The organism is Myroides sp. JBRI-B21084 (genome assembly GCF_030545015.1).
Classification (GTDB): Bacteria; Bacteroidota; Bacteroidia; order Flavobacteriales; family Flavobacteriaceae; genus Flavobacterium.
In genome coordinates, this window is record NZ_CP120653.1 from 1,444,592 (window position 1) to 1,462,904 (window position 18,313).

An 18,313-nucleotide genomic window follows, 5' to 3' on the forward strand; every position below is an offset into this window, starting at 1 on the left:
TTTTAAGTGTAAATTTAATAATTAACGTCGGCCACCACCTGTGCGCATGCCACCACCTGTGCGCATGCCACCACCCATACTGCCACCGCTTCGTGAACCGCCAAAACTACCACCAGATTGCATTCTGCTGTTGCTTGATGGGGTGTAAGTAGGTCGATTTATCGATTGTGATCTATTACTTTCTATTCGATTGCTGCGTGAGGAACGGTTTAAAGAATTGTTCTCAAATCTAGAATTAGAACTATTCATACGATTTGCTTTTACTGTTTCACGTGCAAAAGTTGTTGATAAATTAAAGTTTCGTTTTGTGCCAATCAATGGGTTACGTCCCATGTTTTGTGCAACGTTTGCTTGATTCATTTGACGCGATGTGAAGGTGCGTACCGAATGGTTGCGCGATATGCTTCGGTAACTGTAATGCGGGTAGCCCCAACCCCAATACGGATTGCCCCAACCATAATACGGATAGCCCCAATAGCCACCCCAACCAAAACCGTAGCCATAACCCATAGCCCAGCCAAAATTCCAACCATTCCACCCCCAATACGGATAGCCCCAACCGCCTAAGTTGTAATTGTAAACGAATGTTGTATCAGTAGTTGCATCGCCCCAACCACCATTTTGGTTGTTGTAGCCCGATGTGTACTCATCAACGTTTGTAAAATACCCATCGCTGTTTTCAGTAGTTTCTTTAAAATATTCGGTATAGTAAGCGCCTTTTTCATGGGTGTCTGCAACTTGTATTTTATCGCTGTAATACACGCCATCAATATCATATGGTTGTTGGTTTAAACTAGAACAACCCGTAAGGGCCGTACTTACACATGCCACCAAGCCAATGCCTAGTACATGGTATTTTTTAAAGGGTATACGTAGCATATTTTAAGTTTTTATTGTTGAACATTACAAATTTAAGTAGATTTGCATAAAAATAATTGTTAATATTGTTTAATCAAAATACATACCAATATACAAAAAATGAGCAAGAATATTACTACTAGGGCAGAAGATTATTCAAAATGGTATAATGAATTGGTTGTGAAAGCCGATTTAGCCGAAAATTCAGGCGTACGCGGTTGTATGGTTATCAAACCTTATGGTTATGCTATTTGGGAAAAATTACAAGGCGAATTAGACCGTCGATTTAAAGAAACAGGCCATAGTAACGCTTATTTTCCGTTATTTGTTCCAAAAAGTTTATTTGAAGCGGAAGAAAAAAATGCCGAAGGTTTTGCTAAAGAATGTGCTATTGTTACACATTATCGTTTAAAAAACGATCCTAATAACCCAGGCAAATTAATGGTGGATCCCGATGCGAAATTAGAAGAAGAATTAATTGTTAGACCAACTTCTGAAGCTATTATTTGGAGCACTTATAAAGGGTGGATTCAATCGTACCGCGACTTACCAATATTAATCAATCAATGGGCAAATGTGGTTCGTTGGGAAATGCGTACCCGTTTGTTTTTAAGAACGGCCGAATTTTTATGGCAAGAAGGTCACACGGCACATCCAACTAAAGAAGAAGCTTTAATTGAAGCTAAAAAAATGCAAGAGGTGTATGTTGATGTGGTTGAAAATATTATGGGTATTCCTGTAATTAAAGGAGTTAAAACAGAAACCGAACGTTTTGCTGGTGCCGATGATACCTATACTATTGAAGCTTTAATGCAAGACGGTAAAGCATTACAAGCAGGTACATCGCACTTTTTGGGTCAAAACTTTGCCAAAGCATTTGATGTGAAATTTACTAACAAAGAAGGTAAGCAAGAATATGTTTGGGCTACTTCTTGGGGGGTTTCTACTCGTTTAATGGGGGCGCTTATTATGACGCATTCTGATGACAACGGATTGGTACTTCCTCCAAAATTAGCGCCAATACAAGTGGTTATTGTGCCTATTCATAGAACCGATGAGCAATTGCAACAAATTGGGGATAAGGCTGATGAGTTAATTGCTGAATTTAAAAAGAAAGGAATTTCTGTTAAATACGACGATCGTGATACCCAAAAACCAGGTTTTAAATTTGCTGAATGGGAATTAAAAGGAGTGCCTGTGCGTATTGCTATTGGTCCTAAAGATTTAGAAAATGGAACGTTTGAGGTGGCAAGAAGAGATACCTTGTCTAAAGAAGTAGTGGCTGCTTCTGATGCGGTGAATTATATTGAAAATTTATTAAATGAAATTCAAAATAATTTATTTTCTAAAGCATTGAATTTTAGAGAAGAAAATATTACAGAAGTAAATTCATTTGATGAGTTTAAAGAAGTTTTAAATACCAAAGGAGGGTTTTTGTTAGCTCATTGGGACGGAACTGCTGAAACAGAAGAACGTATAAAAGAGCTTACCAAAGCAACCATACGCTGCATTCCTATGGATCAAAAACCCGAAGAAGGAAAGTGTGTGTTTACAGGCAACCCTTCAAAAGGTAGAGTGTTATTTGCAAAAGCTTATTAAAAAAACCGGTTTTAAACCGGTTTTTTTATGAATGCTTCTATTGCTAAGTGGTAAGAATTTAATCCAAATCCACTAATCACACCTATAGCAGCAGCAGCAAGATATGAATGGTGCCTAAACGTTTCGCGTTGGTAAACATTGCTAATATGTACTTCAATTACAGGGGTGGTGATAGCCCTAACAGCATCGGCAAGGGCAATGGATGTATGGGTATAGGCACCTGCATTAAGCACAATACCATCAAAACTAAATCCTAATTCGTGTAGCTTATCAATAAGTGCCCCTTCGTGATTACTTTGAAAATACATTAATTCTACTTCTTTAAAAGTTTGTTGTAAGGTTTCAAAATAACTTGTAAAGGTTGTATTGCCATAAATATTAGGTTCTCTAGTGCCTAATAAATTTAAGTTTGGGCCATTTACTATTGCTATTTTCATATATATAATTCCGTTTTATGATTTGTAAAGATATAAAAGTTCGTAAAATGCTTTTTGTATAAAATAAAATTTAAGATGTATGAAGCTGCTTTTTTTTCAAACTTTCTAAGTTGTTTAAATCAACTTAATACATCATTTAATTACTTTTAATTGGGCTTTTTCCTTTAAAATAACATTTTTTTAAAAAAAATTAATAAAATTTTAAGAGCCTTTTATTTTTTAATAGGCTTTTTTTATATCTTTAAGCCTTAAAATATATTTAAAGCTAAACTAATGAAGAAAATATTACTGTCAATCGCTTTTTTAGGGTTGTTAACAACAAGTAGCTTTGCGCAACGCAATAACAGAAACCTAATTGAAACAGGTATTAAAATTGGACCTAACATGTCTAAATTAACCGGTGGTAACACACAAGAATTTAAGCCTGGTTTGCAAATTGGTGGTACAGTAGAAATTCCTTTGTCTTTTTACAAAAAATTTGCTGTACAAGCAGAATTGCAATATGCCGTGCAAGGTTATAAAGGAACAGAATATGATCAAATTGATATAATGACTGATGAAACAATCGAAACTAATAAGTTAGAGGATGTTACCATGCATTATATGTATTTGCCAATTACGTTTAAATATTACACCAATAAAAACTTTTCGTTAGAATTTGGCGCACAAGTAGGGTATATGTTGCATGCAAAAGGTCAGTTTGATGCTAATAAATACAACACTGCACGCTCGTACTTGTACTTAACTGACCCGCGTTATACGGCATCGTTTTCTAAATTAGATCAGGCAGTATTTGAAGCTGGTTACCGCAGTAAAGATCCTTTTGATTATTACGAACGATTAGATTATGGTCTTACAGGTGGTTTTAGCTTTCATTTAGAATCAGGGGTTTTCTTTAACTTTAGATATTATATGGGTTTACAAGACGTGTATAAAATTGATAACGATTACCGTAAATTCACTATTCCAGATGCTGGAACAGAGTTACAACGCGAAATTGACTACATGAACAAAAATTTAAAATTTGCACCTTTAACAAATACATCGGTTCAACTTTCTGTAGGATATAAATTTTAAAAATACAATTAGTTAGATATTTTAATTTTAAAACACTATTTTTAGCCACCTAATTAAGGTGGCTTTTTTATGGATTTAATTGAAAATTATACTTATTATTTAAAATTAGAACGTGGTGTTGCTGCCAACACCATTGTAAATTATTTGTACGATTTAGAAAAATTTCAAACATTTTTAAAAGATGATGTTCCTTTAGAACAAGCTACCGAAAACCATATTAGAGCGTTTATTTATTGTATTGCTAATTTTTTAGCGCCTACAACTCAAGCACGCATCTTATCGTCGTTAAATCACTTTTATAATTTTTTAATTCTTCAAAATACCATTAGCCAAAACCCAGTTACGTTTATTGAACTTCCTAAAATTACGCGCAAATTGCCTGTGGTTTTATCGGTTGATGAAATTGAAGCGTTACAAAATGTTATTAATAAAAAGGATGAATTAGGACTGCGAAACGATACTATTATTGAAGTATTGTATAGTTGTGGACTTCGCGTTTCTGAATTGGTACAATTAAAGTTATCCGATTTGTTTTTTGCCGATGGGTTTATACGCGTACTAGGTAAAGGCACAAAACAACGTTTAGTGCCTATTACACGCACAGCCATGCAAAAAATTACCACGTACATTACACAAGTAAGACAACATATTAAGGTAAAACCTCAAGCGCAAGATGTACTTTTTTTAAACCGTAGGGGCAATCAGCTTACCCGCGCAATGATTTTTACCATTCTAAAAAACCTTGCCATACAAGCAGGCGTAAATAAAAACATTAGCCCGCATACATTGCGTCATTCGTTTGCGACGCATTTACTTGAAAACGGAGCCGATCTTCGTGCTATTCAAATGTTGTTAGGGCATGAATCTATTACTACTACCGAAATTTACCTGCATTTAGACAAATCAAAACTGAAAGAAGAAATTGAAAAATATCACCCTTGGAACAACAAATCAGTTGGTTTGTTATAATATGGGATATGTTTTTAAACTTTTAACTTCTTGTATAACAAACATACTATGTGTACTTTGTACTTCTTCCATTGTAGTTAATTTTGAAAGCATAAATTCTCGGTAAGCTTCCATATCGGCTACGCCAATTTTTAAAATATAATCATACTCGCCACTTACGTGAAAACATTCTAAAACTTCAGGTATTTGATGGATTTTTTTTTCGAATTGTATAATGGCGTCTTTTGAATGTGATTTTATTTTAACATGCGATATCGCCATAAAACTGCGGTTAATTTTGTCTTTATTTACAACCGCAACATAATCGGTAATGATTTGTTGCTTTTCTAATTTTTTAATACGTTCGTAAACCGCTGTTGTAGAAAGTGTTAATTGGTCGGCCAATTCTTTGGTAGTTTGCTTGCAATTTTTTTGTAATAAAGCAACTAGTTTTAAATCAATAGCATCAAGTTTCATATGTAAATTTTAATTTATTTTTTATTTTAGTAGAATTATATTCGGCTAAAATACAAGATTATTAGATTTGTTTTCTAATTTATAGTGATTTATTTGTAAATACACAAGTGGGTTGTTATATTTAAACAATCAAATATGCAATCAAAAATATAAAATATGTTTAAACCAGCTGATAAAATTCAAGATTTACAATTTTTTGGAGAGTTTGGTGGAGTAAATCCATCAATTTCCGATTCTTCTACCTATACATTCTTAGCCGCTAAAACAATGTTCGATACATTTGAAGGCAATACCGATGGCTGTTATTTATACAGTCGCCACAGTTCACCTTCTAATTTATATCTGGCACAAGCATTAGCGCAGTTAGAAAACACACAAGATGCCAATGTAACCGCTTCGGGTATGGGAGCTATCACCGCTACTTTAATGCAATTGTGTAAAAAAGGCGATCATTTAATTGCTAGTCGCACCATTTACGGTGGTACATATGCTTTTTTAAAGAATTTTCTACCCGATTTTGGTGTAGAAATTGATTTTGTTGATATTACAAATATCGATAAAATTAAAACGCTTATTAAACCAAATACCAAAGCCGTGTATTTTGAAACGGTGAGTAATCCATTATTAGAAGTAGCCGATGTTGCTACAATTGCTACAATTTGTAAACCACTTGGTATTCAGGTAGTAGTTGATAATACTTTTTCGCCTTTAAGTGTAACACCTGCAAATTTAGGTGCCGATATTGTTATACACAGCTTAACAAAATACATTAACGGTAGTAGCGATACAGTAGGTGGTGTGGTTTGTGGCAGTACTGATTTTATTAATAGTTTAAAAAACGTAAACAACGGTGCATGTATGTTGTTGGGTTCTACTATGGATAGTTTCAGGTCGGCTAGTATTTTAAAAAACATGCGTACGTTACATTTGCGTATGAAACAACACAGTGCAAATGGTTTGTATTTGGCACAAGCGTTACAAAATTTAGGTGTTAAAACGGTTTATCCAGGTTTAGAGCAACATCCATCGCACCAAATATTTAAAAGCATGTACAATGCCGAGTTTGGTTTTGGTGGAATGTTAACTATTGATGTAGGGTCGTTAGAAAATGCAAATGCAGTTATGGAATTAATGCAAGAGCGCAACATTGGGTACTTAGCCGTTAGTTTAGGTTTTTATAAAACGTTGTTTAGCGCACCTGGTACTTCAACATCATCAGAAATTCCTGAAGACGAACAAAAAGAAATGGGCTTATCTAACGGATTAATTCGCTTTTCTATTGGTTTAGACAACGATATAGAACGCACCTTTCAATTAATCAAAAGTTGTTTGGTAGATTTAAATATTCTTTAAAAACATATTAAAAACCATTGTTTTACAATGGTTTTTTTTTGTTTTCTATTTATATGTAATTCAAAATAAATACGTTTGTTAAAATTTTAAAAAAGGAAACACCAACATATATCAATTATTTTGTAACTTTCGGCAATACTTTCTAACTACAAAAATAGTTTGCCCAAATAATGAAAAAAATCTTAATAATTGAAGACGATGTGTCTTTTTGCTTAATGATGAAGACCTTTTTGTCTAAGAAAGGTTTTCAGGTTTTTAATGCTTTTTCATTTAAAGAAGCAGCTGTTTTGCTAAATACAGAAACAGTAGATTTGGTATTGACCGATGTACGTTTACCTGATAGCGACGGTATTGAGATTCTTAAATTTATAAAAAATATTAACCCTGCCATTCAAGTAATTTTAATGACTGGGTATACCGACATAAAAACGGCAGTTAATGTGATGAAAATGGGTGCTTATGATTACGTTTCTAAACCCATTAACTCCGAAGAAATGCTGCATACCATTGATAAAGCTTTAAATGAAAAAGTTCAAAATACAGTTACATCTGAAACAAATCATATAAATGTAAATAGTGTAGCTACAGCTCCTAACAACTTAAAGTTTATTAAAGGATCCAGTAAAAAATCAAAGCAACTACACGAATTTATAAACGTGGTGGCACCTACCAATATTTCGGTGCTTATTATAGGTGATAGCGGTACGGGCAAAGAAAACATAGCATCTACCATTCATCAATTAAGCAAACGCAGCAGCATGCCTTTTATAGCGGTTGATTGTGGTGCTATACCAAAAGAATTAGCTGCAAGTGAATTTTTTGGTCATGTAAAGGGATCGTTCACAGGTGCTATTGGCGATAAAATTGGTCATTTCGAAGCAGCTAACGGAGGTACTGTTTTTTTAGATGAAGTAGGCAATTTATCGTACGATGTGCAAGTGCAGTTGTTAAGAGCCTTGCAAGAACGTAAAGTAAAACCAATTGGTAGCAGTAAAGAAGTTAATGTAGATATACGCATTATTGCTGCTACAAACGAAGATTTATTAAAAGCGGTTCGTGAAGGTCATTTTAGAGAGGATTTATACCATCGTTTAAACGAATTTTCTATACAAGCCCCTCGCTTAAACGAACGTGGAAAAGATATTTTAGAATTCGCAAATTTGTTTATTCAACAATCTAATAACGAATTAGAACGCCAAATTGATGGTTTGTCTAACGAAGTGATAGACCTTTTTTTACAATACGAATGGCCTGGAAACCTACGTGAAATGCGCAACGTAATTAAGCGTGCTGTGTTGCTAAGTACAACTTCTTTGATTGAAAAAGATGTATTGCCCGAAGAAATGTTTCAATCAACAATTAGTAAAAGTATGATACAAAATGCATCGGCGTCTACATCTAACAACATGCATTTTAATCACGATTTAAAATTGTATTCTTCTCAAAACGAAGAGCATCTTATTCGTTTAGCGTTAGAAAAAGCAAAATACAATAAAACCAAAGCAGCACAAATATTAAGCATCGACAGAAAAACCTTGTACAACAAATTAAAGTTGTACAATATAGATTTATAACAACTATTAATTACTTTTGGGGTAAAAACATTGTTTTTTACAACTTTAATCAAAAAAAATATGAATACTGCACCAGTAATTGCAATCATAGGTTTAGGATATGTAGGTTTACCTTTGGCGTGCTTATTTGCGTCTAAATACAAGGTAATTGGGTTCGATGTAAACCAGCAGCGAATAAACGAATTGCAACAAGGTGTAGATCATACATTAGAAGTTTCAGAAAATGATTTAAAAGCGGTTATTCAAAATAAGGAGTCTTTGGTTGATTCACAATACGGTTTATGGGTAACTGCAAACGCCAATCAATTGCAACAAGCTACTGTTTTTATTATTACGGTTCCTACACCGGTAGACAAAAACAACACGCCCGATTTAACCCCTTTAAAAGATGCTTCAAAAACAATTGCTAATGTTCTTAAAAAAGGCGATGTAGTTATTTATGAATCTACCGTTTATCCGGGGGTAACCGAAGAAGAATGTGTACCTGTTTTAGAGCGCTATTCCAATTTAAAGTTTAACACCGATTTTTTTGCTGGCTATTCACCAGAACGTGTAAATCCAGGAGATAAAAATCGAACCATAGATAAAATTACGAAAGTAACCTCAGGTTCTACACCACAGGTTGCTCATTTTGTGAATGAATTATACGCGTCGGTAATTACAGCGGGCACCCATAAAGCATCGTCCATAAAAGTCGCTGAAGCTGCAAAAGTCATCGAAAACGCACAACGCGATATCAACATTGCTTTTGTAAATGAATTGGCTAAAATTTTTGCTTTAATGGGTATAGATACTACCGAAGTGTTACAAGCGGCTGGTACTAAATGGAATTTTATGCCTTTTAAACCTGGATTGGTGGGCGGACATTGCATTGGGGTCGATCCTTTTTATTTGGCACAAAAAGCACAACAAATGGGATATTATTCCGAACTTATTTTATCGGCTCGTAGGTTAAATGATTCCATGGGGTCTTTTGTGGCATCGCAAGTAGTAAAGTTGATGATTCAAAACGATTTAAAAATTAAAAATGCAAACGTTTTAATTTTAGGCATCACTTTTAAAGAAAATTGCCCCGATATGCGTAATTCAAAAGTAACCGATGTAATTGATGGATTAACCGACTTTGGTTGTAAAGTATCGGTTTTTGACCCTTGGGTATCTCCAAACAACGTTACAAAACACGCTAACGTAACATTGATTGAACAGCCTGAAATGGAAGCGTATGATGCAGTTGTTTTAGCCGTAGCGCACCAACAGTTTTTACAGCTTAACTTACAACAGTTTTTAAAACCAATGGGTATTGTTTACGACGTAAAATCGGTTTTAAATCAATCAGTTAACGGTCGTTTGTAATGCGTTGTTTGTATTCTCTTGTGTGCTTTTTTCTAAAATAAAACCTTGTTTGTTTCGTTAATTCTACAAAATGTAGTAAATTTCCACCTTAAATTTGTTTTTAAAATTAAAACAAGATGCTTATGAAAATAGGAATTACTTTTAGCGCATTTGATTTGTTACATGCCGGACATATAAAAATGCTTGAAGATGCAAAACGCCAATGCGATTATTTAATTTGTGGTTTACAAACCGATCCAACATTAGATCGACCAGAAAAAAACCGACCAGCACAAACTGTTGTTGAAAGATACATACAGTTAAAAGGATGCAAGCACGTAGATGAAATTGTACCTTATGCTACTGAACAAGATTTAGAAGATATTTTGCGCTCGTTTAAAATTGACGTACGTATTTTAGGAGAAGAATACCGTGATAAAAACTTTACCGGGAGAACATATTGTGAAGAAAAAGGGATTGAATTATACTTCAATACACGCGATCACCGTTTTTCTAGTTCGGGCTTGCGTAAAACAGTAGCCGAAAAAGAAGTGATTAAATTAGCAAAATAGCCTACCAAACAACATGAAAAATATTTTAGTAACCGGTGGGTTGGGGTATATTGGTTCACATACTGTGGTAGCCTTGCAACAAGCCGGTTTTAATGTGTTTATAATCGATGATTTATCCAATACAATCATTAATGTTTGGGAAAAAATAACCGAAATCACCAATATACAACCCATTTTTTACAACATCGATTTAAAAGATTACAATGCGGTGAGCGTTTTTTTTCAATCGCATAAAATTGATGGCGTTATACATTTTGCTGCTTACAAAGCTGTAGGTGAATCAGTAACAAAACCGTTAATGTATTACCGTAATAATTTAGTAGGTTTAATCAATGTTTTACAAGCAATGGAGGAACATGACGCTAATAACTTCATATTTTCTTCATCTTGTACAGTTTACGGTCAGGCCGATGAAATGCCTATACACGAAAACACCCCTTTGAAAAAGCCCGAATCACCCTACGGAAATACAAAAAAAATGGGAGAAGAAATTATAGAAGATTTTGTGAATGCCACCAATAAAAATGCCATTGCGTTGCGTTATTTTAATCCGGTTGGTTCAAACATAAATGGTACTTTAGGTGATTTACAGCCCATTCCCACAAATTTAGTGCCCTATATTTTACAAATTGCAATTGGGAATAAGTCTAAATTGAACGTTTTTGGGAATGATTATAATACAAAAGATGGTACAGCCATTCGCGATTATATCGATGTGAACGATTTAGCCGATGCGCATGTAAAAGCAATACAACGTTTATTATTAAACCAAAACAAAACAAAAATAGAGTATTTTAATTTGGGTTCTGGAACCGGCTCAACGGTTTTAGAAATTGTTCAAGCTTTTGAAAACGCAAACCATATTAAAATTCCATTTGAAATAAAACCACGCAGAGCAGGTGATATTGAGCAAGCGTATGCCGATTATTCTTTAGCTCAAAAAGAATTGAATTGGTGCCCTAAAACTCCTTTGCAAAAATCCATGCAAACTGCTTGGAACTTTCAAAAACAACTTACAGAAATATAAAAATCGGTTTTTAACCGATTTTTTTATGGATACAACCAAGTAAAGTACCGTTTTATCAATTCCCCCTTTGAAAGGGGAGGGGGTGAATGTTTTAGCTTCATTAGTTAATAAAGTTAGATTTACAATTCACAATTTCACCAAATCTTCAAAAAACAAACGAAATAGTGAACTAATCACAATCTAAAGCGCCATTGGAAAGAAAGCGAACGTTAACTAATTGAAGAAAACGTAATCAAATAGGATTGGTCAGTGAGTTTATCGAACTGCGATACGGTAGCTTGTAAAACGCCATTTAACCTTTTTCTTTCCGCGGCAAGATAAAAAAAGACTTTTGCTTCTTTTAGTCATAAATCGAAAATTCACGACTTCCAAGCTGTAAAATAAAGCCTGGGCGTAAAAGAAGAGAAAAGCCGAAAAGGACTAATTAACCACAATGGAGATTAAATACTAGAATTGCCAATTAAACAATATTAAATCAAATTTGCAAATTTGCAAATTTTAAAATCATCAAATCTCTATTTCCCCATTTCCACAATTCCCCCTTTGAAGGGGGGCAGGGGGATGTTTTCACCATATCACTACTTCACTATTTCACTACATCACCATATCCCCAAATAACCATTTCATCAAATTTTCAAATCCGCAAATCACCTCATCGACTCATCACAAATAAAAAAAAAAACATATCTTTGAAACCAAATACACTAAAACCATAAAATGAATCACACCATTATCATAACAGGCGGAGCGGGTTTTATAGGTTCACACGTTGTACGTGAATTTGTAACAAAATATCCACATTATACCATAGTAAATTTAGATGCATTAACTTACGCAGGAAATTTAGAAAATCTAAAAGATATAGATCAACTGCCTAATTACTGTTTTGAAAAAGTAGATATATGCAATGCACAGGCGGTTCTAGATGTTTTTAAAAAATACCAACCAACGGGTGTTATACATTTGGCAGCTGAATCGCATGTAGATCGTTCAATAGCCGATCCCTTGGCTTTTGTAATGACTAATGTAATTGGAACGGTGAATTTATTAAATGCGGCGCGCGAAGTTTGGAATGGTGATTTTACAAACAAACGCTTTCATCATGTATCTACCGATGAGGTTTTTGGAGCATTAGGTAGTGAAGGTTTTTTTACCGAAGATACTAAGTATGATCCGCATTCACCTTATTCGGCATCAAAAGCGTCGTCTGATCATTTTGTACGTGCATATCATGATACGTACGGTTTACCTATGGTAATGACTAACTGTTCTAATAATTACGGACCTAATCATTTTCCAGAAAAATTAATACCGTTGTGTATTCATAATATCATTAACAACAAACCATTGCCTATTTATGGCGATGGCAAATATACCCGTGATTGGCTGTTTGTGATTGATCATGCCAAAGCAATAGATTTGGTTTTTCATCAAGGAACAAACGGAGGATCATACAATGTAGGTGGATTTAATGAATGGCAAAATATTGATTTAGTGAAAGAATTGTGTAAACAAATGGACGCTAAATTAAACAGAGCGCCAGGAACTAGCGAACAATTAATCACCTTTGTAAAAGATCGCCCTGGACATGATTTACGTTATGCGATAGACGCTAACAAAATAAATAAAGAATTGGGCTGGTACCCAAGTGTTACATTTGAACAAGGTTTAGCTAAAACAATCGATTGGTTTATGGACAACCAAGAATGGTTAAACAATGTTACATCAGGCGATTATCAAAAGTATTACGAGGTACAGTATAAGTAAGTAACTAAGTAACCGAGTGACAGGGTGACGAAGTGTGTGTAACATTGCAGAATAAAAAAATAAATTGTTATGAAAAGTCATAAAGATTTGATTGTTTATCAAAGATCACTCTTATATGTTAAGTCAATTTATAATTTTACACAAGGTTTTCCGGTTGACGAACGTTACGGATTAACCAGTCAAATAAGACGGGCTGCTGTTTCTATTCCTAGTAATATCGCTGAAGGAGCTGCAAGGCAATACCAAAAAGAATTTATTTAATTTTTGTATGTTGCCTTAGGTTCATTAGCAGAAGTTGAAACACAAATAGAATTAGCTTTTTTGTTAGGATTTAAGGAGCATTCCGATAAGACTGAGTTATTGAATGAAAATGCATCTATTAGAAGAAATGTTGTTGAAATTAATTCAAAGTTTAAAATAAAGTAATTAAATATAGCAGTGTCACTGGTTTACTATGTCACTGTGTTACCATATTATCAAATGCAAATACACCCAACAAAACTAAAAGGTTGTTATATATTAGAACCGAGAAAATTTGAAGATGAACGAGGCTATTTTTTTGAAAGCTTCAACGAAAAAACCTTCAATAATTTAACACAAACAAACACCCATTTTGTACAAGACAATCAATCGTTTTCAACAAAAGGGGTTATTCGTGGGTTACACGCTCAAGCAGGGGTACATGCCCAAGCTAAATTAGTTCGTGTTTTACATGGTGAAGTGATAGACGTGGCAGTTGATGCCCGACCTGATTCTCCAACATTCGGACAGCATGTTGCTGTAAAATTATCTGCCGAAAATAACAAACAATTGTTTATTCCAAGAGGTTTTTTACACGGCTTTTCTGTTTTGAGTGAAACAGCTGTGTTTTTTTATAAATGCGATAATTTTTACAACAAAGAATCAGAACAAGGCGTACTTTACAATGCACCTGAACTGAATATTGATTGGGGAATAGAACCAGGAAACGAAGTTGTATCTGAAAAAGACATTATTTTACCAACGTTCAACGAATTGTTTAATCGATAAGTCGATTAATCGTTTATTTGATAGGCAAATTCGCAAATTCGCAAATTCGCAAATTCGCAAATCTGCAAATCATCAGTTCATCAGTTCATCAGTTCATCAGTTCATCAGTTCATCAAATCATTACCTAATATAACTTATGGAAAAGTATCGCGTTTATGCATTTGAAAAGTTAGATATTTACAAACTGGCTTTATCTTTAAGCGTTGAAGTTAGAACAATTGTAAAGTCTTTCCCAAAAGAAGAACAGTTTGATTTAACAAGGTAATTAAAAAGGGCTGCAGATTCAATTGCTGCTAATTTGGCAGAGGGTTCAGGCAGGTCTACTAATTTAGATCAAGCTCATTTTACAAATATGGCTTACTCATCAGGACTTGAAGTAATTAACCATTTAAATGTAGCTAATCAAATGCGATATATATCACAAGATTCGTATGAAACTATCCGAATAACAATGGGTGAAATTTTAAATAAACTCAATAGTTTATATAAATATCAAATCAATAAAAAAACAAATCTTAAAGATCAATAAAAAAAATAAACTATTTAGTTGATTAATTGTTTAATCGATAATTTGATTAATCGTTTATTTGATAAGCAAATTCGCAAATCTGCAAATTCGCTAATTTTCAAATCATCAAATCATCAGTTCAACAAATCATCAGTTCAACAATTCAACAAATCATCAGTTCAACAAATAATCATCAAACAATGAAAATAGTAGTAACCGGACGCCACGGACAATTAGGTTCAGAACTATACGATTTAACAAGCAACAATTCACAGTTTCAAATGGTTTTTGTGGATAGAGAAGAAATGGATTTAAGCAATTCAGTAGAAATTAAAACAGTTTTAAATACCGAAAAACCAAATATAATTGTCAGTGCGGGTGCTTATACAGCAGTTGATAAAGCCGAAAGCGATCAGGATTTATGCAATGCGGTAAATCATTTAGCTGTTCAAGCAATAGGTGAGTGGGCGGCTGAAAATAACGCTAAAGTAATTCACATTTCTACTGATTATGTTTTTGATGGATTGAGCGAAATTCCTTTAAAAGAAACCGATATACCTAAACCATTAAATGTGTACGGAGCAACCAAATTAAAAGGAGAGCAAGCTTTGCAAAATTCAGGTGCAGCTTATGTTATCATTCGTACGGCATGGGTGTATTCTACATACGGAGCCAATTTTGTAAAAACCATGTTGCGATTAATGAACGAGCGTGATGAAATAGGAGTGGTTGCCGATCAAATAGGTACACCAACTTACGCACGTGATTTAGCACAAGCTATTTTAGATATCATTCAGTCGACAGAGTTTACACAAGGGATATATCATTACAGCAACGAGGGTAGTATAAGTTGGCATGATTTTGCTGTAGCCATAAAAGAAATAAAAGGTTTTACCACAAAAGTAAACGCCATAAACAGTGATGCATTTCCCACACCAGCAAAACGACCGAATTTTTCTTTATTAGATAAAACTAAAATAACAGAAACTTACGGAGTTAAAGTACCCAATTGGAAAATAAGTTTACAAGAAATGCTTTCAAAAATGTAATTTTAATGGATTCATTAGTCCACAATTCCCCCTTTGAAGGGGGGGCAGGGGGGATGTTTTCACCATATCACTACTTCACTACTTCACTACTTCACTACTTCACTACTTCACTACTTCACTACTTCACTACTTCACTACTTCACTACTTCACTACTTCACTACTTCACTACTTCACTACTTCACTACTTCACTACTTCACTACTTCACTACTTCACTACTTCACTACTTACTACTTCACTACTTCACTACTTCACTACTTCACTACTTCACTACTTCACTACTTCACTACTTCACTACTTCACTACTTCACTACTTCACTACTTCACTACTTCACTACTTCACTACTTCACTACTTCACTACTTCACCATATCCCCATTTTATCAAATTTTCAAATTTTCAAATCGGTTTACCACCTCACCATTTCCCTCTTTTCCCATATCACCAAATTGTAAATTTTTTCCCCAATCATTTGCATCATTTAAAAAAACGAGTACCTTTACTGCTCATTATAGCAGTATATGTTAGAATCATTGATAACCTCAAAAACCCGAATAAAATTATTGGTAAAGTTTTTTGTAACTTCTGCAAATTCAGGACATTTACGAGGTTTAGCTACCGAGTTTAACGAATCAACCAATGCAATACGCAAAGAGTTGAACCAGTTATCGGATGCAGGTTATTTACAAAAAAAAGAAATTAGTAATAAAATTGCGTATAACGCCAATACCAATCACCCAATGTTTGCGTTATTGCAGCAAGTGGTTCATAAATATTTAGGGCTTGATGTAATTGTTGAACACATAGTTGATAGAATGGGAGATGTAGCGTACATAGAATTAATAGGCGAATACGCCCAAGGTATTGATAGCGGAGTAATTGAAATTAATATTGTGGGCGATGCTATTAATAGGGAATATACAGAAAACATCGTTCCCAAAATTAAAGAAATAGTTAAGCGAAATGTTGTTTTTCATTACAACAAACCTTTAACAGAACAGGGAATCCTGTTGTTTGGTGAATAATTTAAAAAGAATCCGCGAATCCGCGCATCAGCAAATTAGCGAATAAGCAAATAAACAAATCCGCGCATCAGCAAAAAAAGTTATGAAGCAATTTCTATCTAAATTACACACTATAAAATGCAACGATAGCATCGAATTTCGTTTGCGTTTTCATAAAAAGTGGTTAAAGTATATAGAACACCCAACACTCAACAACAAAGCCGATTTAGAACAAATGATGGAAGGTTATAATCAGTATATTGAAAACATAAATAAGCGAATAAGCAGATAAGCGAATAAGCGAATAAGCAGATAAGCAGATAAGCAAATCCGCGTATCAGCGAATAAGCAAATTAGCGCATCAGCAAATAAACAAATCCGCGAATAAGCAAATCCGCAAAAAGAAAAGTTATGAAAGAATTTTATTTTGAACGATTAGAAGTATGGCAACAAAGTCGTGTACTAGCTAAAGAAATATATACTATTTCTGTTTCATTTCCATCAGAAGAAAAATTTGGATTAATAAGTCAAATACGCCGAGCAACATTAAGTATTTCAGCAAACATTGCCGAAGGTATGGCAAGAATAACTGAAAAAGACAAAGCTCGATTTATAAATCAAGCATTTAGTTCAGCTATTGAAGTGGTGAATTTTTTAATTTTAGCTAATGATTTAAATCTCTTAACTAAAGAAGATTATATGAATTTGAGAGATAGAATAGAAAAAATAACCAATCAACTCAATAGTTTATATAAAAAATTTGAAAAATAACAAATCCGCAGATAAGCGCATCAGCGAATAAACAAATCCGCGAATAAGTAAATAAAAAAACACATGAAAGGAATCATCTTAGCAGGTGGGTCAGGAACCCGTTTACATCCCTTAACATTAGCAGTAAGCAAACAGCTAATGCCGGTGTACGATAAACCGATGATTTATTATCCGTTATCCACCTTAATGTTAGCAGGGATTAACGAGATTTTAATCATATCTACCCCTCATGATTTACCCCATTTTAAAAAGTTATTAGGCGACGGTTCTCAAATCGGCTGCCGTTTTGAATATGCTGAACAACCCGAACCAAACGGTTTGGCACAGGCATTTGTGATTGGTGAAGAATTTATTGGTAATGATAAAGTAGCCTTGGTGTTAGGAGATAATATTTTCTATGGCAGTGGTATGAGTAAGTTACTGCAAGACTGTACCAAAGAAGAAGGCGGAGTGGTATTTGCGTATCCAGTACACGACCCAGAACGTTACGGGGTGGTGGAATTTGATAAAGATAATAACGTGTTGTCAATAGAAGAAAAACCAACCCAACCAAAATCAAATTACGCCGTACCTGGTTTGTATTTTTACGACAATGCAGTAGTTGAAATTGCTAAAAACATTCAACCATCAGACCGAGGTGAATACGAAATTACCGACGTAAATAAAGAATACTTAAGACAAGGCAAGTTGCGTGTAGGTGTTTTTGATCGTGGAACTGCGTGGTTAGATACAGGCACTTTTTCATCATTAATGCAAGCAGGGCAGTTTGTGCAGGTCATCGAAGAAAGACAAGGAATGAAGATCGGAGCCATTGAAGAAGTAGCCTACCGTATGGGATATATCAATAAAGAACAATTAATAAAAACTGCCGAACCACTAAAGAAAAGTGGGTATGGAGAATATCTAATGAAAATTAAATAAAATATTATAAAA

20 protein-coding genes and 1 pseudogene are annotated in these 18,313 nt (G+C 34.2%); 18 read left to right on the forward strand and 3 right to left on the reverse strand.

Translation table 11 applies throughout. From position 1 onward, the window contains the following. Positions 1 to 21: 21 nt before the first annotated feature. Entirely contained in the window at positions 22 to 879 is an 858-nt protein-coding gene (locus tag P3875_RS06995; RefSeq protein ID WP_303443244.1) for a hypothetical protein, read from the reverse strand. A gap of 99 nt (positions 880 to 978) precedes the next feature. Here P3875_RS06995 and proS point away from each other — a divergent pair, with 99 nt between their 5' ends. Then, entirely contained in the window at positions 979 to 2,457 is a 1,479-nt protein-coding gene (gene proS, locus P3875_RS07000) for a proline--tRNA ligase (RefSeq protein ID WP_303443245.1), read from the forward strand. Between the two features lie 11 nt (positions 2,458 to 2,468). On the opposite strand, the gene aroQ is transcribed toward proS, so the two are convergent. Beyond that, entirely contained in the window at positions 2,469 to 2,894 is a 426-nt protein-coding gene (aroQ, locus tag P3875_RS07005; RefSeq protein ID WP_303443246.1) for a type II 3-dehydroquinate dehydratase, read from the reverse strand. Between the two features lie 273 nt (positions 2,895 to 3,167). Between aroQ and P3875_RS07010 the strand changes: the two genes are divergently transcribed. Together P3875_RS07010 and xerD are read left to right on the forward strand one after the other, a co-directional pair. Next, entirely contained in the window at positions 3,168 to 3,971 is an 804-nt protein-coding gene (locus tag P3875_RS07010; RefSeq protein WP_303443247.1) for a porin family protein, read from the forward strand. Between the two features lie 69 nt (positions 3,972 to 4,040). Next, entirely contained in the window at positions 4,041 to 4,940 is a 900-nt protein-coding gene (gene xerD, locus P3875_RS07015) for a site-specific tyrosine recombinase XerD (protein ID WP_303443248.1), read from the forward strand. Here xerD and P3875_RS07020 read toward each other — a convergent pair. Beyond that, positions 4,935 to 5,396, reverse strand: a complete 462-nt coding sequence (locus tag P3875_RS07020; protein WP_303443249.1) for an Lrp/AsnC family transcriptional regulator — start codon at positions 5,394 to 5,396, stop codon at positions 4,935 to 4,937. The two genes, xerD and P3875_RS07020, sit on opposite strands and share 6 nt — an antisense overlap. A gap of 156 nt (positions 5,397 to 5,552) precedes the next feature. Between P3875_RS07020 and P3875_RS07025 the strand changes: the two genes are divergently transcribed. The 15 genes and pseudogenes from P3875_RS07025 (at position 5,553) to rfbA (ending at position 18,301) form a co-directional block, all read left to right on the forward strand. Then, positions 5,553 to 6,749: an aminotransferase class I/II-fold pyridoxal phosphate-dependent enzyme gene (locus tag P3875_RS07025; RefSeq protein WP_303443250.1), complete on the forward strand. Its 1,197-nt coding sequence runs from the start codon at positions 5,553 to 5,555 to the stop codon at positions 6,747 to 6,749. A gap of 167 nt (positions 6,750 to 6,916) precedes the next feature. Further along, entirely contained in the window at positions 6,917 to 8,323 is a 1,407-nt protein-coding gene (locus tag P3875_RS07030; protein ID WP_303445426.1) for a sigma-54-dependent transcriptional regulator, read from the forward strand. Between the two features lie 60 nt (positions 8,324 to 8,383). Next, the gene (locus P3875_RS07035) at positions 8,384 to 9,676 is read left to right on the forward strand and encodes a nucleotide sugar dehydrogenase (protein WP_303443251.1); all 1,293 of its coding nucleotides are present in this window, start codon (positions 8,384 to 8,386) and stop codon (positions 9,674 to 9,676) included. 122 nt (positions 9,677 to 9,798) lie between these two features. Further along, positions 9,799 to 10,227 (forward strand): adenylyltransferase/cytidyltransferase family protein, encoded by a 429-nt coding sequence (locus P3875_RS07040; protein ID WP_303443252.1) that lies wholly within the window; start codon positions 9,799 to 9,801, stop codon positions 10,225 to 10,227. A 13-nt stretch (positions 10,228 to 10,240) separates the two neighbouring features. After that, on the forward strand, positions 10,241 to 11,254 hold the full coding sequence (gene galE / locus P3875_RS07045; protein WP_303443253.1) for a UDP-glucose 4-epimerase GalE: 1,014 nt from the start codon (positions 10,241 to 10,243) through the stop codon (positions 11,252 to 11,254). A gap of 717 nt (positions 11,255 to 11,971) precedes the next feature. Then, positions 11,972 to 13,021, forward strand: coding sequence for a dTDP-glucose 4,6-dehydratase (gene rfbB, locus P3875_RS07050; RefSeq protein WP_303443254.1), 1,050 nt, complete (start codon positions 11,972 to 11,974; stop codon positions 13,019 to 13,021). Positions 13,022 to 13,090: 69 nt separating this feature from the next. Further along, a pseudogene (locus P3875_RS07055) lies at positions 13,091 to 13,447 on the forward strand (four helix bundle protein). A gap of 54 nt (positions 13,448 to 13,501) precedes the next feature. Beyond that, positions 13,502 to 14,050 (forward strand): dTDP-4-dehydrorhamnose 3,5-epimerase, encoded by a 549-nt coding sequence (gene rfbC / locus P3875_RS07060; RefSeq protein WP_303443255.1) that lies wholly within the window; start codon positions 13,502 to 13,504, stop codon positions 14,048 to 14,050. A 136-nt stretch (positions 14,051 to 14,186) separates the two neighbouring features. After that, positions 14,187 to 14,315, forward strand: a complete 129-nt coding sequence (locus P3875_RS07065; RefSeq protein WP_303443256.1) for a four helix bundle protein — start codon at positions 14,187 to 14,189, stop codon at positions 14,313 to 14,315. Between the two features lie 33 nt (positions 14,316 to 14,348). After that, on the forward strand, positions 14,349 to 14,579 hold the full coding sequence (locus P3875_RS07070; protein ID WP_303443257.1) for a four helix bundle protein: 231 nt from the start codon (positions 14,349 to 14,351) through the stop codon (positions 14,577 to 14,579). Between the two features lie 179 nt (positions 14,580 to 14,758). Next, a complete protein-coding gene (gene rfbD / locus P3875_RS07075) occupies positions 14,759 to 15,607 on the forward strand; it encodes a dTDP-4-dehydrorhamnose reductase (protein WP_303443258.1) in 849 nt (282 codons plus the stop codon). Positions 15,608 to 16,168: 561 nt separating this feature from the next. After that, positions 16,169 to 16,630: an ArsR family transcriptional regulator gene (locus P3875_RS07080; protein ID WP_303443259.1), complete on the forward strand. Its 462-nt coding sequence runs from the start codon at positions 16,169 to 16,171 to the stop codon at positions 16,628 to 16,630. Positions 16,631 to 16,712: 82 nt separating this feature from the next. Continuing rightward, positions 16,713 to 16,901, forward strand: a complete 189-nt coding sequence (locus tag P3875_RS07085; protein ID WP_303443260.1) for a hypothetical protein — start codon at positions 16,713 to 16,715, stop codon at positions 16,899 to 16,901. A gap of 119 nt (positions 16,902 to 17,020) precedes the next feature. Then, positions 17,021 to 17,380, forward strand: coding sequence for a four helix bundle protein (locus tag P3875_RS07090; RefSeq protein WP_303443261.1), 360 nt, complete (start codon positions 17,021 to 17,023; stop codon positions 17,378 to 17,380). Positions 17,381 to 17,443: 63 nt separating this feature from the next. Continuing rightward, entirely contained in the window at positions 17,444 to 18,301 is an 858-nt protein-coding gene (rfbA, locus tag P3875_RS07095; RefSeq protein WP_303443262.1) for a glucose-1-phosphate thymidylyltransferase RfbA, read from the forward strand. The last annotated feature ends 12 nt before the right edge of the window (positions 18,302 to 18,313 follow it).

Excerpts from the sequence above, each read along its gene's own strand:
- rfbA (WP_303443262.1), top strand. The coding sequence starts at position 17,444 with ATGAAAGGAATCATCTTAGCAGGTGGGTCAGGAACCCGTTTACATCCC.
- xerD (WP_303443248.1), top strand. The coding sequence starts at position 4,041 with ATGGATTTAATTGAAAATTATACTTATTATTTAAAATTAGAACGTGGT.
- rfbC (WP_303443255.1), top strand. The coding sequence starts at position 13,502 with ATGCAAATACACCCAACAAAACTAAAAGGTTGTTATATATTAGAACCG.
- P3875_RS07010 (WP_303443247.1), top strand. The coding sequence starts at position 3,168 with ATGAAGAAAATATTACTGTCAATCGCTTTTTTAGGGTTGTTAACAACA.
- rfbD (WP_303443258.1), top strand. The coding sequence starts at position 14,759 with ATGAAAATAGTAGTAACCGGACGCCACGGACAATTAGGTTCAGAACTA.
- aroQ (WP_303443246.1), bottom strand. The coding sequence starts at position 2,894 with ATGAAAATAGCAATAGTAAATGGCCCAAACTTAAATTTATTAGGCACT.
- galE (WP_303443253.1), top strand. The coding sequence starts at position 10,241 with ATGAAAAATATTTTAGTAACCGGTGGGTTGGGGTATATTGGTTCACAT.
- P3875_RS07090 (WP_303443261.1), top strand. The coding sequence starts at position 17,021 with ATGAAAGAATTTTATTTTGAACGATTAGAAGTATGGCAACAAAGTCGT.
- P3875_RS07035 (WP_303443251.1), top strand. The coding sequence starts at position 8,384 with ATGAATACTGCACCAGTAATTGCAATCATAGGTTTAGGATATGTAGGT.
- P3875_RS06995 (WP_303443244.1), bottom strand. The coding sequence starts at position 879 with ATGCTACGTATACCCTTTAAAAAATACCATGTACTAGGCATTGGCTTG.
- proS (WP_303443245.1), top strand. The coding sequence starts at position 979 with ATGAGCAAGAATATTACTACTAGGGCAGAAGATTATTCAAAATGGTAT.
- rfbB (WP_303443254.1), top strand. The coding sequence starts at position 11,972 with ATGAATCACACCATTATCATAACAGGCGGAGCGGGTTTTATAGGTTCA.
- P3875_RS07085 (WP_303443260.1), top strand. The coding sequence starts at position 16,713 with ATGAAGCAATTTCTATCTAAATTACACACTATAAAATGCAACGATAGC.
- P3875_RS07020 (WP_303443249.1), bottom strand. The coding sequence starts at position 5,396 with ATGAAACTTGATGCTATTGATTTAAAACTAGTTGCTTTATTACAAAAA.
- P3875_RS07040 (WP_303443252.1), top strand. The coding sequence starts at position 9,799 with ATGAAAATAGGAATTACTTTTAGCGCATTTGATTTGTTACATGCCGGA.
- P3875_RS07065 (WP_303443256.1), top strand. The coding sequence starts at position 14,187 with ATGGAAAAGTATCGCGTTTATGCATTTGAAAAGTTAGATATTTACAAA.
- P3875_RS07025 (WP_303443250.1), top strand. The coding sequence starts at position 5,553 with ATGTTTAAACCAGCTGATAAAATTCAAGATTTACAATTTTTTGGAGAG.